Consider the following 17764-nt stretch of genomic DNA (forward strand, 5'->3'; position numbering starts at 1 on the left):
AAGCTTCAGTATTTCAAACTGTGAGCTGCCTTTTACAGCACCCAGGCGGCTCTCAGTTTTTTTATGCCTTCTTGTATATCAGTTTCAGAAACCCCCGCGAAACCGAGAGAAACTGTTTTTTCAGGGACCTGTTTTTGATAGGTGAGAGACACGGGATAGATTTTGACGCCTTGTTCCTCCGCCTTTTCAATCAGCTCTTTTTCGCTGAAAGGCAGATGAACGTCAAGTAAAATCCGCAGCCCGGAATTTTCTCCGCGAATCCTGACGTATTGTCCCAGCTCGCGCCGCACGGCCTCTAATAATACCGCTCTTTTTTTCCGGTACAGCTTTCTCATTCTGTTAATATGTTTCTGCCACTCTCCGCTTTTGATAAATTGAGCCAGCGTCAGCTGACTGTGGCAGGAGACGGTCTGTTTATATAAAGAAGCGATTTCCCTGCCTTTTTCGATAAGCGGCAAAGGAAGAATCATATAGCTGATGCGCAGCGAAGGAAGCAGAGATTGGGAAAACGTCCCCATATAAATAACACGGTGATGCTGATCAAGCCCCTGCAATGATGGGATCGGCTGGCCGGTGTATCGGAATTCACCGTCATAATCATCTTCTATAATGAACGATTGATGTTCCTCCGCCCATTTCAGCAGCTGAATCCTTCTGTTTACTGGCATAACCGTTCCTAACGTAAATTGATGAGAAGGCGTGACATATACAAGACGCGGCCGCTCTTCATTCAGCTTCCGGATACAGACTCCTTCATCATCGACGGGTATCGGAATGATCTTCATGTGATTGGCTTTAAAAATCTCCCTCGCTCTCGGATAACCCGGATCTTCATATCCGATGGATAGATTTGCTTCAAATATTTTGCACAGCATTTGCAAAAGAGCAGGGTTCCCGGCGCCGACTATCACTTGTTCAGGAAGACAATTCACGCCGCGCGACTGATATAAGTACTCCGAAATGAGCGTTCTCAGTTCAAGCTCGCCCAAATCATCCCCGGGCCGATACAGCTCATGCCCGTATTGATCTAAGCTTGCAACCATGCTTTTGCGCCATGCCGAAAAAGGAAAATGAGCGGCATCCACAGTGCCGTAGTGAAAATCAATCCATTGGCGGTCTTCCTTCGCCTTTGTTTGAACAGGCGAAGCGCCCGGCTTTTTCACATAGACGGCGTCCGAGTCATAATCGGCAAACCATCCGCTTCTCGGCTTACTGACAATATAGCCTTCGGCGGCAAGCTGTTCATAGGCCCGCTCTACAGTCGTCTGACTGACGGAAAGCTGACTTGACAAAAGCCTTTTTGAAGGAAGCTTCAGTCCTTTAGGAAGACGGCCCTGATGCATATTTTCCTTAAAATGCCGATAAAGCTGCTGATAAAGCGGAATATTCAGATCTCTATTTAAAAATGGCGTGATATCCATTTTTGCTCCCTCCAAACTGGCATTCTTCTTTTTATAAAAACTGGCCATTTGTATAAGGCCAATTTCAGTTTATAGTCATTATAAACTTTGAAAATGGGTTTAGAAATATATATTGGAGTGATTGGAATGAAGAAAACCGCAAACGGCTGGATTAACGGATTTATCGGCGTGCTCATTTTCAGCGGCTCGCTTCCTGCGACCCGCTTGGCTGTAGCGGACTTTGACCCGGTATTTCTCACCGTATGCCGCGCCGCGATAGCCGGTATATTGGCAGGCGCTCTGCTCCTCATTTTTCAGGAAAAACGCCCTGCTAAAAGCGACATCATTTCACTAATAACAGTAGCGCTCGGCGTCGTGATCGGTTTCCCGCTGCTTACAGCCTTAGCGCTTCAGCATGTCACATCCGCTCATGCCATTGTCTACATCGGGCTTCTCCCGCTTGCGACGGCGATCTTCGGCGTACTGCGAGGAGGCGAACGGCCCAGGCCGGTCTTTTGGATTTTCTCGGCTGCCGGCAGCATCCTCGTAGCCGGATATGCTCTGCTGCAAGGAGGAGAATCCTCTCCGCTCGGTGATACGTACATGATCGCTTCGATTATCGTGTGCGGTCTCGGTTATGCTGAAGGCGCCCGCCTCTCCCGGCGGCTTGGCAACTGGCAGGTGATCTCTTGGGCACTCGTTTTATCGCTTCCCCTTATGTTCATCCTGTCTTTCTGCTTCATGCCGGACTCATGGTCAAACATCGGCGCGCCCGCACTGCTCAGTCTTGCATATGTCTCAATATTCAGCATGCTGATCGGCTTCGTATTCTGGTATCGCGGACTCGCCCAGGGAGGCATCGCCGCGGTCGGACAGCTGCAGCTTCTGCAGCCTTTCTTCGGACTGTTACTGGCCGCCATGATTCTCCATGAAAAAGCAGGATGGGAACTTGCGGCGGTGAATGCCGGCGTTATCGCTTGCGTGGCGGCCGCCCGGCAGTTCGCAAATCAATCAGAAAAGGCCGAACAATGAACTTGTTCGGCCTTTTCATTATATTCCGCCCGTAGGCAGCAGAAGTCTGTATCTCTTTCACATGATCCGGCTATTTTTCAGGCAGGCTGAACTCCCTTAAACGCACTCATCACCAGATCATGCACATAGGAATCATTCACCTCATCACCTGTAATAAGCAGACGATAGAAAATCGGTCCGTAAATGAGATCGATGCTTACATCAATATCAAGATTCTCTCTTAATTCACCTTTTTGAATTCCCTTTTCCAGAAGGCCTTTCGCTTGGAGGCGGCGGGGCTGGAAAAATCGCGTGCGATATTCTTCCGCCAATTTTGCATCCAGCTGCCCCGCACCGATTAATTCCTTAATAACGGTTCCTTCCCGGCTCGTCAAAAACCTTGCTAAATTCGTGGCGTGGGTCAATATATCTTGCACTGTTGATCCTGTATCGGGCACGGGCAGTCTGTCCGTAGCGGTCGAAAGAAAGCTGTCCATGATAACGGCAGCCTTGTTTGACCACCATTTATAAATCGTTGCCTTACTTACTTTGGCACGCTCAGCAATTTTATCGACTGTCACCGCGTCAAAGCCATTTTCCAACAATAGATCATAGGCTGCAGAAAGAATCGCCTTATGTGTTCCTTCATCGCGCGGCCGTCCTCGTTTACTCTGCACATGAATCATTCCTTCCCGAATTATAAACGATACGTTCAGTATACTTAACCTGTATAAAAAAAGAAAACAGAAACCCATTTACAAAACTGAACGTTTAGTATATTATTTGTTTATAATAAAACTAAACGTTCAGTTTACAAAGTAACCTGATGGAAGTCTTGATGAAATGCAGACTCCAAAAGCCTCTGCGTAAAGGAGATGAATCAGCAAATCATTTATCAAGCATCATAAAAACCACTTAAAAAGGAGTTCATTCATATGGCTAAAGAAAACAAACAGACAGCAGATCAGGGAATTTCAGCTGGTTTAACCCTTCTACTCGCAACTGCATGCGGAATCATTGTCGCTAATCTTTATTATGCACAGCCCTTGGCAGGAATCATTAGTGCGGCAATCGGGCTTTCTCCAAGCAGCGCCGGACTAATTGTCACACTGACTCAAATCGGATACGTTTCCGGCTTACTGTTTCTCGTCCCTTTGGGAGACATTATCGAAAACAAAAAACTTGTCGTTGTATCGCTCCTTCTAAGCGCAGCCGCTTTGACACTGACAGCATTTGCGAAGCATGGAACACTGTTTTTAGCCGCTGCGTTTTTCATCGGACTGGGATCCATCGCAGCCCAAGTGCTAGTTCCGTTCGCATCATACCTTGCACCGGACGCCGCACGCGGCCGGGTTGTCGGCAATGTGATGAGCGGCCTGCTGCTCGGTATTATGCTTTCCCGTCCGATATCCAGTCTGGTCGCTGATATATGGGGGTGGAATGCCATATTTGCTTTATCCGCCGCGTTAAGTGTTGTTCTGGCAATCGTCTTATCAAAAGTGCTTCCTGCCAGAAAACCAACAGCAAACACAAGCTATACCGTCTTACTCGGCTCAATGTGGAAGCTGCTGCGCACGACTCCGGTCTTACGCCGCCGTGCCATTTATCATGCGTTTGTATTTGGCGCTTTCAGCTTGTACTGGACGACTGTACCTTTATTATTGTCCGGTCCTGCTTTTCATTTTTCTCAAAAGGCAATCGCGCTGTACGCATTAGCGGGCATTGCAGGTGCAGCGGCTGCACCGATAGGCGGCCTTCTGGCTGATCGCGGCTTGACCCGGCTTGCCACCGGAATCGCTCTCGGTGCTGTCATCGTTTCTTTATTACTCCCGCTCATGATTCAAAGCAGCTCCCCCGTCGGCATAGCAGTTCTGGTGGCCGCAGCTATCCTGTTGGATATGGGTGTATCTGCCAATCTGGTACTCAGTCAGCGTGCTATTTTTTCGTTGGCACCTGAATTTCGCAGCCGATTAAACGGATTATTTATGGCCATCTTCTTTCTGGGCGGCGCTGTAGGGTCATCAATCGGAGGATGGGCATACGCCTCAGGCGGGTGGAGTATCACATTATGGATTGGAATCGCTTTTCCGGTCATCGCATTGCTTTATTTCACCACGGAGAAATAAGCCTTTCACCAAAAATAAGCCGTCAGAACCAAGCTGACAGCTTTTTTTGATGTATTCTTCTTTACATCTATCCGAACAAAAAATCCGGATTCATAAAAAGATGATATTGATTCTTTACGCCCCGCTCACATAGCAGAAACGGTAAAACCATGTCATAATATGTTAAGAAATAATTACGCCATAGGCAGGTGAAACACATGAAGAAGTATTTATATAAACACCTTTTGTTAGCTCTCGTTTCGTCCGTTTGCTTTTTATTGGTCTTTTATGTGGGTTTAAAATTGACACAGGAAGACACACCGCCGTTGTCTTCTTACCCGTTTTACCTTTTTATTTATCTTTACATCGCAGCCGGATATTTGACGGTCGGCCTTGTTTTAGCTTGTATGACTGATATCTTGAAGAACTGCTGGACATTCAATAAACCGTCAACCATTCTATTGAAACTTATCGTTTACTTACTCATACCGTATGCTATTTTTCATTCTTTCTTCATTTTAATGGCGCCGTTGATTTATGTGCTGTTTGAGTCGTTATTCATCCTGAGAAAAGCTTCATAACCTGCGAAAACATACCGCATGCTGCCGGTATGTTTTTAACATGCTTGTCAGTTGTTCGCAGTGATCCGTTTGATGTTTTCTTCCATCAAGCCGGAAATGAGCTGTTCGTTTGTATGAGGAATCTGTTTGAGCTGTTGTACGACCAGCCCTTGTCTTGCAGCTGAATGATTTTGACTCAGCTTTGCTTTCCCCTCTATTTTGCTGATTTTGATTTTAAAGCCTTTTACCCCTTTGTTCATGCCTGCCAGCAATTTCGCATCGACATCCTCTAATTTGTACGGGCTGTCGGGGCTTTCGTATTTCAATACGAGATCACTCATCGACTGCACGGTTTCTTCCTCATCCAAAAGCTCCGCCTCTCCGTAAACATGAACCGCCACATAATTCCAAGTGGGTACAGCCTGATTCGTCTCATACCATTTAGGTGAGATATAACAATGAGGCCCTTGAAAAACGGCTAACACGTTTTGGCCATCAATCTCTTTCCATTGGGGGTTCGGCAATGCAAAATGACCGTATAAGCATTCGTGATTCTTACTCATCATCAATGGCAGGTGGGTTGCATACGGCATGCCTTCCGCCGTTGAAAACAATGCTGCGAAACCATACTCTTTGATGACATCGCACGCTTCAGCTTCACTCAGCTGAAATGGAGCCGGAATATACATACAAAACTCTCCTCTCGAACATGGATTGATAAAGCGCTTTCCGCTATAATAAGATATCAACTGACATTTAAAAAGGTACAGTTAGGAATAAATACACATGTCAGAGGAGAACATCTGATGAAAAATATGATTTTCGCTTTCGAAAGCGACACCCCGAAATACAAACAAATTTACGAGCAATTTAAAACCTTGATTGAGCAAGGAAATATTCAGGCAGATGAGCGGCTGCCTTCGATTCGGGAGCTGGCAGATTCCCTGCGGGTAAGCCGTAATACAACGCTGATGGCTTATGATCTTCTTTTAGCGGAGGGATACATTCGCGGAGAAACACGCAAAGGTTATTTTGTAAATGAAGTAGAACCTTCTATATTTCAAAAAGAAAACGATGTTGTTTACGCTGAAAAAACCAAATCAACTCAGCCGGTCCTGATTGATTTTCGCGCCGGAGCCGTTGATCAAAAACATTTTCCTCTGAAAACATGGAGAAAATTATACAATCAAGTTTTGACATCAGAGAAAAGCTTCCTGTACGGTGAACCGTTCGGCGAGAGAGACCTGCGTGAACAAATTGCCGCTTATCTCTTGGAATCCCGCGGAGTGAAAACAGATGCGGATTCCATTATCATCGGCAGCAGCACGCAGCAGATGCTGATATATCTCAGCCGGATTCTGAAAGAGGATTTTTCGGGAATGATCGTTGAAGACCCGGGATTTGACGGTGCCAGAGCGGCTTTTCAATTTCACGGGCTTTCTCTGGAAACGATGCCTGTCTATGAAAACGGAGCTGATTTTTCTCAATTACATGCAATGAAAGAAAAATTAATCTATGTGACCCCATCCCATCACAGCCCTTACGGCGTAAGCATGTCCATTCAGCAGCGCCAAACTCTGATCAATTGGGTGAATCATAGAGAGGGTTATATTCTTGAGGATGATTATGACAGTGAATTCCGTTATACACAGCAGCCGTTTCCCGCTCTTGCTTCCATTCAATCAGACCGGGTGATTTATTTAGGGAATTTCTCAAAATCCTTTCTTCCGGGCATCCGCATAAGCTATATGGTTTTGCCGCAGCGCCTTTTGCACCGGTATAAAGAACGGTTTATTCATTTCGAAGGCACCGCTTCTTCGCTTAACCAGCTGACCATGGCTGAATTGATGAAGGCCGGTGAATGGACCCGCCATATTAAGCGCATGCGCATTGTTTACAGGCGAAAAATGCAGCACTTGATTTCACATGTAAAGCAGCAGTTCGGCGATCATGTGACGATCATCGGCGAGCAGTCGGGATTGTATATATTGGTGAGAGTTCACCTGAACTATACAGAAGAAACATTAATCGAACGCGCTTTTCAGTACGGAGTGAAGGTATATCCTACCGCCGTTTATTTCGTTGCCGAAAAACCCGAACCGCCGATCATAAAGCTGGGTTTCGCCCATCTCGATACGGATCAGATCACACAGGGCGTACAGCTTTTGAGAAATGCTTGGCTGACATGAAAGAAAAAAGGCGCCGAACGGCGCTTTTTTCATTTCGTATTTCTTGTGAATTTCGGCAGTCCAAATATGATGGCGGCGATGCCGCAGATTCCGATTAAAACGGGATAGAAAGAGTATGGCAGGATGCTGACGGGTGAAATATTCCCGAATTTTCCGGCTGATAACAGCTGCGCGCCGTAAGGAATCAATCCTTGAATCATGCACGAAAAGATATCCAGAATACTTGCCGATTTTCTGTTGTCGATGTTGAATTTATCAGCGATATTCTTTGCAATCGGCCCGGCTGCGATAATCGAGATCGTATTATTGGCCGCAGCCAGATTCGTCACACTGACCAGTCCGGCAATGCCGGCTTCGGCTCCTTTTTTCGAACGGATTCGTTTCGTGATGAACTCCAGTAAAAAGTCGATCCCGCCGTTTTGTTTCATCACGCCGACCATCCCGCCGATCAGCATGGACAGGATGATCAGATCGCTCATTCCGGCAATTCCATCCGTAATCGCCTTAAAATAAGAATCAAACGTAAGGCTGCCGCACGCTAACCCTATGATTCCCGTCAAAATCAATCCGCCGAATATGACAGCCATCACATTAATACCGATTAACGCAAAAACCAACACGGCGATATAAGGAAGCACCTTAATCCAGCTGTAAGATGCAGTTCCCGTATGGACGGCGTGGCCTGCCGGAATAAAAAATAAGATAATAACAGTCACAATGGCAGCGGGCAAAACAATCAGAAAGTTCGTTTTGAATTTATCCCTCATTTGTGTTTTTTGCGTCCGGACTGCCGCGATGGTCGTATCGGAAATAAAAGAAAGATTATCTCCGAACATAGCTCCGCCGACCACAGCCGCAATCGGAATCGCGGCGGAGATGCCAAGCTCGCCGCTCAAACCCGCGCTGATCGGCGCAACCGCCGCAATCGTGCCCATTGATGTTCCCATCGATATAGAAATAAAACAGGCAATGATAAACAGCCCCGGCAGCAAAAACTGCTGCGGAATAACGCTCAAAGCAAGATTGACAGTTGAATGCACCGCTCCCATCGCTTCAGCCGCTGAAGCAAAGGCACCTGCCAATATAAAAATCAAAACCATAATGATAATATCAGGATGTCCCGCACCGGAAGCGAACCATTCTATTTTTTGATTGAGCGATTTCTTCCGGTTAAATAACAGCGCAAAAGCTGACGCAATGATCGCGGCAATCAAGATCGGCAATTTATAAAAATCTCCGGTCACCAGACCAGAGCCGACAAAAAGCCCTACGAATAAGACTAAAGGCAATAACGCCCAAGGGTTCTTTTTATTGTTCATCTGGGTAAACCACCTCTTTTCAGCATTAAAGTCGCTAATCACAGTCTAAGCAACATTTCACACTTTAAAAGTCTGCAGTAAAAAAGTCAAGCTGAAAAAAGGATAAGTAATGATTGATAAGATAGAAAAGGCTGTTTTGTTTCCACTCTTTAGAAAATAAAAAAACCAAGGCTCGTTTCCCTTGGTACATTTCATGCGGCCCCGCGTCCGGGACACCTTCTCTTCATTCAGAAATACATTCAGCTTTCAATCTGTTTTTAAGTTTCGCTTCATTTTCAAGGATATCTTCGTAATCCTCAATCTTCCTGTTTAATCGTTTTATGGTTTCATCAATTTCCCTCTGTTTCTCCGTCAGCCTTTTCCTTTCATTTATAAGGATGTTTTTTCGGGGTTCGATCGTATGATCGGCTCCTTCAATAAATAAAGCGGTATATTCAATCAGCGCCTCAATCGACAGCCCGGCACTTCTCATGCATTTTATAAATTGAATCCAATTCACATCATCTTCGTCATAATCGCGGATGCCGCTTTCATCGCGTTTTACCGGAGGAATCAGTCCTATACTTTCATAATACCTAAGCGTTGCGGCTGATAACTCAACCTGCTTTGCAGCCTGCGCAATCTTCATATTTTTACCACCCGTCCTTCATACCTTTCATAAGCGTGCCATTATAGAATATCATTTCATAAAAAAATAAACCAAACTCCTTGACTTAAAGTCCGCTTTAACATTTAAAGTAAAATCGAACAGAGGATTCATCACTTTATCTTGGAAAGGAAGATAACCATGTGCAATAATCATCCGACTCGTGTATTAAGCGCTCCGCATGCAAAAGCTAAATTTGAGCGGACAACGATTGAGAGAAGAGCATTACGGCCGCACGATATCCTGATTGATATTAAGTACAGCGGGATTTGTCACTCAGACATCCACAGTGCATTCGATGAATGGGGCGGCGGAATCTTTCCGATGGTTCCCGGACACGAAATTGCCGGAGTTGTGGAGGCCGTGGGTGAAGAAGTCACCACATTTGCCGTCGGCGACCGTGTGGGTGTCGGCTGTTTTGTAGACTCCTGCGGGGAATGTGAATACTGCCTGAACGGAGACGAACAATATTGCACAAAAGGCGTTGTTCAGACTTATAATAACCTGGACTACGACGGAAACCCTACGTACGGCGGCTACAGCCAGAAAATAGTTGTCACTGACAGATTCGTTGTCCGGATTCCGGATCAGCTGGATTTGGATGCTGCCAGCCCGCTATTGTGCGCGGGCATTACCACCTATTCTCCGCTGAAACACTGGAATGCCGGCCCCGGCAAAAAAGTGGCGATTGTCGGAATGGGCGGGCTTGGACATTTAGCCGTTCAATTCGCGCACGCTTTAGGCGCAGAGGTCACCGTCCTCAGCCGCTCAATGAACAAAAAAGACGAAGCGCTTGAATTTGGAGCCGATCATTACTTTGCAACAAGCGATCCGGATACATTTACTGAGCTGGCCGGACGATTTGATCTTATTTTAAATACAGTATCCGCGAACCTTGACGTAGATGCCTACTTATCCCTGCTTCGCATTGACGGTACATTGGTAAATGTGGGAGCGCCCGCTAAGCCGGACTCATACAGTGTGTTCTCCTTAATCACGGGCCGCCGCAGCATTGCGGGTTCACTCGTCGGCGGTATTCCGCAGACTCAGGAAATGCTTGATTTCGCCGCCGAGCACGGCATTGCTCCTAAAATTGAAGTGATACCGGCCAATCAAGTTGACGAAGCGTACGAACGGGTTCTCCAAAGCGATGTCCGCTACCGTTTCGTCATTGATATTTCAACTTTATAATCGACATAAAAAACATACCAATATTTGTTGGTATGTTTTTTTCAGTTCAAATTATTTTTTATTTCAGCAGCCAACCGGGCACCGCTTTTATATAAACCAATTCGCCTATCAATTCAACAATCGTCTGTGTGACGATTACAGCGGCGGCTAATGAGGCCCAAGCATCCGGCAAAGCCAGCGCTAACGGAAGGACTGCGATAGAATTTCTTGTGCCCGTGCTGAAGATCAATGCTCTTCCTTCACCTGTATCCAGACGGAACGCATATGCGATAAGCCGGGAGACAAACGGCATAATGAGCAGGAATAACAGATAGATCGGAATCACACATATAATGATGTCAGCATCACTGATGACCTTTCCGATTTGTGTGGCGACGACCGCCAGTAAGACCAGAGCCATAAAAGGAACAGGCAGCCACGCCGTCCATTCCAGCACCTTATCTCCCGCCGGCTTCTTATCAGCCCATAATTGAGTCATCACCGCCGCCAGCAGCGGCACTGCTATTAACAATAAGAATGCTTCCAGAAACGGTCCCGCATGAACAGCCCCTATCACTTCTTTCCCGATAAACAGCCACAGGTATAACGGAAGCAATACCATCTGAACGGTGAACAAAACCGGCGTGGAAGCCAGTATTAATCTCTCATTTCCTTTGCCGAGCTGAGTAAAGACGATGACGTAATCAATACAAGGTGTAAGCAATACCAAACAAACCCCTAATAATATAGGAGGAGATTGAGGAAAAATGGCGGTTAACACCCATACAACGACAGGTACAGCTAAGAAATTACCGATCAATAAAGCCGCCATAAACTTGAGGTTTGACATGGCTTCCCTCAGCTTCAAGAATGGGATTTGGGCAAACATGGCATACATGAGAACAGCGATAAGCGGTGATATCGTCCATCCCCAGCGAAGTCCTGAATCTTTCCCGGCGATCCCCGCTATTCCGCCGATTACAAGAGTCACACCATATATCCAAATTTGCTGTTTTTCTAATGTCTCTCTGGTTATTTTCATTGGCTGACACCTCTTCTCCGCCCATTATACCTTCTTTTCTGCCGCTCTTGCATTATGGTTCTGCCGGAATTAAAAAACACCAAGGGTCTGTGACACTTGGTGTTTTTTGGAACGCGGCCGAGAAAAACGGGTTGAAAACCGTTAATCCTTGTAAATAACCCCCAAAAAGTATTTTTGACATACTGTTCCTTATCGAATAAAAGCATTCTCTTTCATTTCCAAAGCATCATCCAGCCATCTCGGGTGCATCGGCAAGAGATGTTCAGGTAATTCATGGATATCAAAATATCTGATTTCCATGGCTTCCTCAGTGGACTTTTTCAAAGTGCCGCCGATGACGTCACATTGAAAACAATTGGTAATAAAATGGCTGACTCTGCCGTCAGGGTATATAAAGGTTTGTGAACTCGGATCAGAATAAACGCCTATCATTTTAGAGACTTTCACCACTAATCCAGTTTCCTCTTCTATTTCTCTTATAATTGCTTGTTCAACTGTTTCACCAGGTTCCACATGTCCTGAAGGAATGCCCCATAAACCATTATCAGCACGCTTCATTAATAAAACGGAACTTGATTCTTTAATTATAATTCCAGCGACTCCGGCTTTCACTTGTTCTGTCCATTGGAAATCCGGTTTTTTCCGTACTTCTGCCTTTATTTCATTATCGAACAAGTCTTTCAGATCGCGGATCACAACATCCGGATTTCTAAAATCATGTTTTGCAGGAAATAAAGTATTTTGTTCAGAAACTAATACGGAAGTGATGCCTATTTGGTTTGCTCCGACAATATCTGTTTCAGGCGTATCCCCAATCAAAACGCATCTCTCTTTATCTTCAAAAGACTCGAGTACTTTTTCAAATATTGAAGACGCCGGTTTTCCAATTATAATCGGCTCTTTAGCAGCTGCTGTTTTAACAGCCGCGACTATAGCGCCTGTCGCGGGAGCTGGTCCGTTAGCGGCAGGAAATGTTTTATCCCCGTTTGCAGCAATAAATGAAGCCCCGCAGCGGATGAGGTTTACTGCCTTATGCACATCCTGAAATGTAATATTTTGATCCCATCCAATGACAACAGCCTCCGCCTGATCTTCCGTAAGATCAATACCGGCCTTTTGAATTTCACTTTTAAGTTGGTCATTTCCCAATATATATGCCTTCTTTATTCCTTCACTGACAAGGTAATCAGCTGTTGCCCACCCCGCAGTAAACACTTCATCAATACTTGCTGAAATCCCCAGTTTATGAAGGCGTTTCACAATCGTTTCTCTTGTAACACAAGGATCATTCGTTAAAAAGCGAATGGCTTTCTTTTCTTCACGGAGTCGTTTTAAAGAGGCCACAGCTCCTGGTAAAGCTTTATCTCCTATATATATCACTCCGTCTAAATCAAATAAAAATACATCATAATTCTCGGAGATCATCATAACACTCCTTAAGCGGTTGTCTCTTGGTTAATAGTTGAGCGATATGCAAAATGATTTGTAGGGCCTTGTCCTTTCCCGATTCCTAAGGGATGTTTAATGGCTGCTGAAATGAATTCCTTTCCAGTTGCCACTGATTCCGGTATGCTGTGCTGCTTTGCCAGCTCTGCAGTTATCACAGCTGAAAACGTACAGCCTGTTCCATGAGTATGCTTTGTATCAAAGCGGGGAGAAACAAATTCCTCGAAGTCCTCGTCAAAGTACAAAATATCACGGGCTTCTCCGTTCAGGTGCCCCCCTTTTACGACAGCACTTTTTGCCCCGTATACCTCCACTATTTCTTTCGCCGCATCACGCATCTGCTGTACAGTCTCGATTGATTTGCCGATGATTACTTCCGCTTCCGGAATGTTCGGTGTAATAACAGTTGTTTGGGGTATTAATAATTTCTTCAAATGATCAATGGCGTCCTTATGGAGAAGATGATGTCCGCTTTTAGCAATCATAACCGGATCCATCACATACGATTGAATATTTGCGTCTTTTAACTTTTCTGCCAGCAATTCAATAATTCCTATACTTGCAAGCATACCGGTTTTGACAGCATCCGGTTTTATATCATCCATGACACAGTCTATTTGCTGAGATATATTCTGAAGAGACATTTCCTCAAAACTTTTCACACCAAGTGTGTTTTGTGCAACAACTGATGTAATAACTGCCATTCCATATACCTTTTGTTCCTGAAATGTTTTTAAATCCGCGTGAATTCCCGCCCCTCCGGAAGGATCAGTCCCAGCAATCGAAAGCGCTTTATAAGTATCCGTCAATTTACACTCCTCCTTCAGGCAGGTTTCACTGCTTTAAAAATGACAAAAGGCGGATATTCCTTTTCACATTTCCAATTATTAAATTGAAACTCTTTCTCTATGGCTTTTACATGCTCTTGGTCAATATCGTTTAACGTTGGTTCTGATAAAGTTACATTTTCAAAACCTGCAAGAGTTAATAGTTTATAATACATTGACTTCGGCCAATGAAAATCATTTAAAATTAAATCTGCTTGTCCGGGAACATGGAGCCATTCATTTCTTTCTTCTCCGTAAGAATATTCTTTCCCCGGTATTCCATTACGGAAGGTTGAAAATTCAATTCCGGTTGAATCAGGATTCGTATCGAGTATGACAAATGAAGCTCCTGGTTTTAACACACGAAAAATTTCATCTATGATACCTTTGATACGCTGGTCACTATCCGTATTAATAAAAACATAACAGGCCATTGCAGCATCAACTGAGTGATCTGGTAAGAAGGAAAGATTATCGTGTTCAATTAAATGATAGTCCACATGAGGATGTTGTCTTTTTGCCTTTGCTATATCTAACATCTTCCTTGATTCATCGACTGCGATCACATTGCAGCCTATTCTGTCAGCCAGCCTATAAGCTACCTTTCCTGGACCGCATCCGAAATCGAGCACCTTTTTAATCTCCGCTTTATCAAAAGTACGAAAAACAAACTCAAAACCTAACGTTTGTTCTAAAACGTCGTTATAAGCATCGAATTTACCAGCAACACTGTCTTCTTTCCATGAAGTTTTCATTGAATTTCCTCCTTTTGCTCAGTTGAGAAATAATGAAGCCACTTATTCCTGACGAAAAATTGATATACAGGAAGTAAACTTTGAAATAGAGAATGATCCATATCACGTTTATATGCAATATGCTGGTATATACTGAAAAGGAAAAGAATCTGTTTCCAGTAATCAGGTAAATCAAGCATTTCAATATCGTTTTTAGTCATAGAAATTTGATCTTTCCTAAGTAATTCTTCGTACTTTAAGACTGTTTCAATGGACGGCCAGTTATTTCCCTCAGGCATTTTCGGGAATTCAAATTCCGGAATATCATGGTAATTTTCAGCTTCTTCAAGCACCGTTTTCGCCCATTCATGATCTGAATCATAAATATGGATTGATCCCGCATTATGAAAATATTCTCCGACTTCTACACGCAGTTCTCTGGCCATTAATTCCTGCATGAAGGTAAATGAGAAAAGATCACTGATCATCCCGCGAAAAGCATCATTTGCACGCATGACAGAAGACATGTATAATTCGCCTTCCCTCACAAAAAACTGCAAACCGATTGTGCAGGAAACATCTATATTTTCTAAAACGAAGAGTTCCGAAGCATCGAATATTTGAATAAATGCCCTTTTTGAATCAATATCTTCTTGTGTCAAAAGATTTTTTATTCTATTCCATTGATTTAGTTTTGCATTTCCGAATTCAAATATTTTAGGCCCGTACGCAGTGCCTGTTAATGTTTTTTTATTCATTGAATATGAGGGCATTTTTTTATTGTAATAACTGATAAAATCTAAGTCGTTACTCCCCGATAAATACCATAGCACTTCAGCAAAATTAAACACGATATTGGTTTTTCTTGAGGATAAATAAGTAACACGTTCTATTGGATTTTCCAAAGTCAGATGGTAGTTCAATTGTTCTCTGCTTTTTTGTCCGCGCGGTGAATTGAAAAATTCAGGGTTGTGATAGATGTCATACAGCGTTTCCGTATATGCTTCATGAAAAGTTCTCTTTCTCATTGAGATTCCGCCTTATATGCTGCAAAGGTATTTTTAATGTTCTCTATTAAATCATCTGTATCTTTATAGCTGATGTACTCAACATCCGCCACTGCATGTAACCCTTGAATTAAGAAAGCATAATCCTTGTCCTTTTCTAGAAATAGCACGATCTTTTTTTTCAAGGCGGAAGCCCATCCAATTTCTATATGTGTTCCAGGAGAAGCGGGTGATCCGGGAAATGCTGCAAAAAGGTCGCAAGTACTTATTTCATCAAAATCAATTTTAGTGCATTGAAGGGGTGTCATGAAATCTTTCCCCCACCCTTCCCGCTTATGAGCATTATGAACCAGCCATCCTTCATTCTCAAAAAAGGAAATTAATGATTCCAGCTTTCCCCTCTCATACGTACTCATCAATCCAGTTTTCTCATCTACTAAACTTTTAAAAGGCCCTGCCAGAAAAACTTTTTTAGTCGCCACTTCATATCACCCTTTCAAAATAAATAAAGCCACTTTCCTCTATGGAAAGTGGCTTAAATATAGATAAGATAAAGAATCTCTCTAATTTTTCACTTCCCTACGCTGGTATTAACCAAATCAGGTTCAAAGGGTCAGGACGTATTGTCTCTTCTCAGCTATTAAAGCTCCCCTAGTGACTTTTTATAAATATTTACTTTAATTCTATGCTATTCCATATAAATAGTCAAACAATGACTTTCCCTTCAAATATTGCAGCTTACCCACTAGTTTTAAAACCTTCCGGCCTCTTTTTTCCTGCCAACGAATAAGGTCACGGCAACACTCGCTGAACTGACCAAAGTCCCCAGTACGGCGGCAAGAATTGTCAAAAAGCCATTGGGGATCAGAAATCCAATCGGAATGAGCCCCGCAAACGTGAGGACGATAAAACATTGATAGACTCCGGATATGATTCTCACAACCAAACTGCCAAAAAAGGACATGACGAATGGCGGAATGAACAAACATAAGATGATTCCGAGTGAGATCAATAAAATCATAGGCTCGTCAAAAGAAATGACACGATCGCCGGGAGACTCTTCAGCAGCCGCGAATACAGCAAATATAGACATCATCAGCGTAAGAAAAACAAGAAAAAACCTTTTCAGCAACGTTATGACTCCTTTTTTTATAAAAACGGGTATCTTTTTTTCAATCACGATAACCATTTTATGTTATCAAATGAAATAATATGAAGTCAAACCGAGTTCTGCACCTGATTTATTGGTTCTTATTTTTTTGATAATTTCCATATAATTGTCCGCAAGCAGCATCTATATCAATGCCAAATTGACTTCTGACGGTCACGTTAATTCCTGCTGACTTTAATTTTTTATAGAAATTTACAACTTGTTTCTCATTTACTTTTTCAAATCTCATAGGTGAACTAACAGTCGGGTTATATCTAATGATGTTTACATGGAACAAGTTCCCTCTCTTATATCTGCTTCTTAAAAGATTTACTACTTCATTCGCATGATCAATAGAATCATTAACTCCCGGCAGCATAATATAAGCAATATAAACTTTTCTTGAGGTCACACGTATATGCTCATCTAATGTGTCCATTACCTCCAATAACGGGTAGCGTTCATTAATCGGCATTAACTTGCTTCGCTGTTCATTAAAAGGAGAATGTAATGAAAACGTCAGGTTGACCTGCGGATAATCCTGAGTGATTTTTTTAATGCCCGGAATAATACCTATGGTCGAAATAGATAACCTGCGAGGGCTTAAAGCAAACAACTCCGGATTTGTAAGCACATGTAAAGCATCAAAAACTTGTACATTCGCTAATGCTTCTCCCATTCCCATAAAAGAAATACTGTCAATTGAATGTCCTTTTAAGTGAAAGTACAAAATTTGGTCAGTCATTTCATCTGACGTTAAATTGCGTTTTAAACCAATATCTCCTGTTGCACAAAATGTACAGCCAAAATGACAGCCGCACTGCGAGGATATAAAAAATGACTCCCAACCGGCTTTATATTTCATATTAACCGTTTCTATTTTTTCGTCTCCTGAAATTTCAAATAAGACTTTTGTAACTTGCTCAGAATGCTGCACTTTTAAAGGAGCAATATTTATAATTGACTCTCCGAACTCCTCTATTAACAATTTTCTCAAGGATTTAGGAAGAACCGTTATTTCATTGAAATGATTTATTCTCCCTTGGAATACAGCATTTTTGATTTGATTCATTCTAAAATCAGGAAATTTATTTTGCTTCAGGAACTCTTGGATTCTTATATACTTGTTTTTTTGTTGCATGTTTTCTCATCCTTCCA

Annotated in this window: 18 protein-coding genes and 1 riboswitch; of the genes, 5 read left to right on the top strand and 13 right to left on the bottom strand. The window is 43.3% G+C overall.

Going from position 1 to position 17764, the window contains the following annotated elements; genetic code table 11:
* Positions 1 to 32 precede the first annotated feature (32 nt).
* A complete protein-coding gene (pdxR, locus tag BZ167_RS06735) occupies positions 33 to 1421 on the bottom strand; it encodes a MocR-like pyridoxine biosynthesis transcription factor PdxR (RefSeq protein WP_061861207.1) in 1389 nt (462 codons plus the stop codon).
* Between the two features lie 126 nt (positions 1422 to 1547).
* Between pdxR (BZ167_RS06735) and BZ167_RS06740 the strand changes: the two genes are divergently transcribed.
* Positions 1548 to 2432 (top strand): DMT family transporter, encoded by an 885-nt coding sequence (locus BZ167_RS06740; protein ID WP_061861206.1) that lies wholly within the window; start codon positions 1548 to 1550, stop codon positions 2430 to 2432.
* A 77-nt stretch (positions 2433 to 2509) separates the two neighbouring features.
* On the opposite strand, the gene BZ167_RS06745 is transcribed toward BZ167_RS06740, so the two are convergent.
* Positions 2510 to 3088, bottom strand: a complete 579-nt coding sequence (locus BZ167_RS06745) for a TetR/AcrR family transcriptional regulator (RefSeq protein WP_021495037.1) — start codon at positions 3086 to 3088, stop codon at positions 2510 to 2512.
* Positions 3089 to 3346: 258 nt separating this feature from the next.
* Between BZ167_RS06745 and BZ167_RS06750 the strand changes: the two genes are divergently transcribed.
* Both BZ167_RS06750 and BZ167_RS06755 read left to right on the top strand, forming a co-directional pair.
* On the top strand, positions 3347 to 4537 hold the full coding sequence (locus BZ167_RS06750) for an MFS transporter (RefSeq protein ID WP_061861205.1): 1191 nt from the start codon (positions 3347 to 3349) through the stop codon (positions 4535 to 4537).
* A 197-nt stretch (positions 4538 to 4734) separates the two neighbouring features.
* On the top strand, positions 4735 to 5097 hold the full coding sequence (locus BZ167_RS06755) for a hypothetical protein (protein ID WP_061861204.1): 363 nt from the start codon (positions 4735 to 4737) through the stop codon (positions 5095 to 5097).
* 47 nt (positions 5098 to 5144) lie between these two features.
* On the opposite strand, the gene BZ167_RS06760 is transcribed toward BZ167_RS06755, so the two are convergent.
* Complete coding sequence (locus tag BZ167_RS06760) at positions 5145 to 5765, bottom strand: FMN-binding negative transcriptional regulator (protein WP_061861203.1); 621 nt, start codon at positions 5763 to 5765, stop codon at positions 5145 to 5147.
* Between the two features lie 117 nt (positions 5766 to 5882).
* Between BZ167_RS06760 and pdxR (BZ167_RS06765) the strand changes: the two genes are divergently transcribed.
* Positions 5883 to 7265 (top strand): MocR-like pyridoxine biosynthesis transcription factor PdxR, encoded by a 1383-nt coding sequence (gene pdxR, locus BZ167_RS06765; protein WP_061861202.1) that lies wholly within the window; start codon positions 5883 to 5885, stop codon positions 7263 to 7265.
* Positions 7266 to 7294: 29 nt separating this feature from the next.
* Here pdxR (BZ167_RS06765) and BZ167_RS06770 read toward each other — a convergent pair whose 3' ends face one another.
* Together BZ167_RS06770 and BZ167_RS06775 are read right to left on the bottom strand one after the other, a co-directional pair.
* Positions 7295 to 8584, bottom strand: coding sequence for a Na+/H+ antiporter NhaC family protein (locus tag BZ167_RS06770; protein ID WP_015416909.1), 1290 nt, complete (start codon positions 8582 to 8584; stop codon positions 7295 to 7297).
* A gap of 223 nt (positions 8585 to 8807) precedes the next feature.
* Positions 8808 to 9212 (bottom strand): MerR family transcriptional regulator, encoded by a 405-nt coding sequence (locus BZ167_RS06775; protein WP_007409338.1) that lies wholly within the window; start codon positions 9210 to 9212, stop codon positions 8808 to 8810.
* A gap of 159 nt (positions 9213 to 9371) precedes the next feature.
* Here BZ167_RS06775 and BZ167_RS06780 point away from each other — a divergent pair, with 159 nt between their 5' ends.
* Positions 9372 to 10421: an NAD(P)-dependent alcohol dehydrogenase gene (locus BZ167_RS06780; protein ID WP_007609682.1), complete on the top strand. Its 1050-nt coding sequence runs from the start codon at positions 9372 to 9374 to the stop codon at positions 10419 to 10421.
* 58 nt (positions 10422 to 10479) lie between these two features.
* Here BZ167_RS06780 and BZ167_RS06785 read toward each other — a convergent pair whose 3' ends face one another.
* The 8 genes from BZ167_RS06785 to BZ167_RS06825 all read right to left on the bottom strand — a co-directional run bounded on the left by BZ167_RS06785 (position 10480) and on the right by BZ167_RS06825 (position 17747).
* Positions 10480 to 11442 carry an arsenic resistance protein gene (locus tag BZ167_RS06785; RefSeq protein ID WP_061861201.1) on the bottom strand — a complete coding sequence of 321 codons (963 nt, stop codon included), beginning with the start codon at positions 11440 to 11442 and terminating at the stop codon, positions 10480 to 10482.
* 189 nt (positions 11443 to 11631) lie between these two features.
* Positions 11632 to 12870, bottom strand: a complete 1239-nt coding sequence (locus tag BZ167_RS06795; protein WP_061861199.1) for an HAD-IIA family hydrolase — start codon at positions 12868 to 12870, stop codon at positions 11632 to 11634.
* Between the two features lie 8 nt (positions 12871 to 12878).
* Positions 12879 to 13697 carry a bifunctional hydroxymethylpyrimidine kinase/phosphomethylpyrimidine kinase gene (gene thiD / locus BZ167_RS06800; RefSeq protein ID WP_061861198.1) on the bottom strand — a complete coding sequence of 273 codons (819 nt, stop codon included), beginning with the start codon at positions 13695 to 13697 and terminating at the stop codon, positions 12879 to 12881.
* 14 nt (positions 13698 to 13711) lie between these two features.
* Entirely contained in the window at positions 13712 to 14470 is a 759-nt protein-coding gene (locus BZ167_RS06805; RefSeq protein ID WP_039252583.1) for a class I SAM-dependent methyltransferase, read from the bottom strand.
* The gene (locus BZ167_RS06810) at positions 14467 to 15477 is read right to left on the bottom strand and encodes a thymidylate synthase (protein WP_015416905.1); all 1011 of its coding nucleotides are present in this window, start codon (positions 15475 to 15477) and stop codon (positions 14467 to 14469) included. Before BZ167_RS06810 ends, BZ167_RS06805 begins: the two co-directional genes overlap by 4 nt.
* The gene (locus tag BZ167_RS06815) at positions 15474 to 15938 is read right to left on the bottom strand and encodes a TIR domain-containing protein (RefSeq protein ID WP_015416904.1); all 465 of its coding nucleotides are present in this window, start codon (positions 15936 to 15938) and stop codon (positions 15474 to 15476) included. Before BZ167_RS06815 ends, BZ167_RS06810 begins: the two co-directional genes overlap by 4 nt.
* Positions 15939 to 16015: 77 nt before the next feature.
* Positions 16016 to 16119: riboswitch (TPP riboswitch) on the bottom strand.
* An 88-nt stretch (positions 16120 to 16207) separates the two neighbouring features.
* Positions 16208 to 16588 carry a hypothetical protein gene (locus tag BZ167_RS06820; RefSeq protein WP_031378624.1) on the bottom strand — a complete coding sequence of 127 codons (381 nt, stop codon included), beginning with the start codon at positions 16586 to 16588 and terminating at the stop codon, positions 16208 to 16210.
* A gap of 109 nt (positions 16589 to 16697) precedes the next feature.
* Complete coding sequence (locus tag BZ167_RS06825; RefSeq protein WP_077391984.1) at positions 16698 to 17747, bottom strand: Cfr family 23S rRNA (adenine(2503)-C(8))-methyltransferase; 1050 nt, start codon at positions 17745 to 17747, stop codon at positions 16698 to 16700.
* Positions 17748 to 17764: the final 17 nt, after the last annotated feature.

Source organism: Bacillus sp. 275 (genome assembly GCF_001999205.1).
GTDB lineage: Bacteria > Bacillota > Bacilli > Bacillales > Bacillaceae > Bacillus > Bacillus velezensis.

Bases quoted from the DNA above. Each gene is read 5' to 3' on its own strand.
- pdxR (WP_061861207.1), bottom strand. From the start codon at position 1,421: ATGGATATCACGCCATTTTTAAATAGAGATCTGAATATTCCGCTTTAT.
- BZ167_RS06740 (WP_061861206.1), top strand. From the start codon at position 1,548: ATGAAGAAAACCGCAAACGGCTGGATTAACGGATTTATCGGCGTGCTC.
- BZ167_RS06750 (WP_061861205.1), top strand. From the start codon at position 3,347: ATGGCTAAAGAAAACAAACAGACAGCAGATCAGGGAATTTCAGCTGGT.
- BZ167_RS06755 (WP_061861204.1), top strand. From the start codon at position 4,735: ATGAAGAAGTATTTATATAAACACCTTTTGTTAGCTCTCGTTTCGTCC.
- BZ167_RS06760 (WP_061861203.1), bottom strand. From the start codon at position 5,765: ATGTATATTCCGGCTCCATTTCAGCTGAGTGAAGCTGAAGCGTGCGAT.
- pdxR (WP_061861202.1), top strand. From the start codon at position 5,883: ATGAAAAATATGATTTTCGCTTTCGAAAGCGACACCCCGAAATACAAA.
- BZ167_RS06770 (WP_015416909.1), bottom strand. From the start codon at position 8,584: ATGAACAATAAAAAGAACCCTTGGGCGTTATTGCCTTTAGTCTTATTC.
- BZ167_RS06775 (WP_007409338.1), bottom strand. From the start codon at position 9,212: ATGAAGATTGCGCAGGCTGCAAAGCAGGTTGAGTTATCAGCCGCAACG.
- BZ167_RS06780 (WP_007609682.1), top strand. From the start codon at position 9,372: ATGTGCAATAATCATCCGACTCGTGTATTAAGCGCTCCGCATGCAAAA.
- BZ167_RS06785 (WP_061861201.1), bottom strand. From the start codon at position 11,442: ATGAAAATAACCAGAGAGACATTAGAAAAACAGCAAATTTGGATATAT.
- BZ167_RS06795 (WP_061861199.1), bottom strand. From the start codon at position 12,870: ATGATGATCTCCGAGAATTATGATGTATTTTTATTTGATTTAGACGGA.
- BZ167_RS06805 (WP_039252583.1), bottom strand. From the start codon at position 14,470: ATGAAAACTTCATGGAAAGAAGACAGTGTTGCTGGTAAATTCGATGCT.
- BZ167_RS06810 (WP_015416905.1), bottom strand. From the start codon at position 15,477: ATGAGAAAGAGAACTTTTCATGAAGCATATACGGAAACGCTGTATGAC.
- BZ167_RS06825 (WP_077391984.1), bottom strand. From the start codon at position 17,747: ATGCAACAAAAAAACAAGTATATAAGAATCCAAGAGTTCCTGAAGCAA.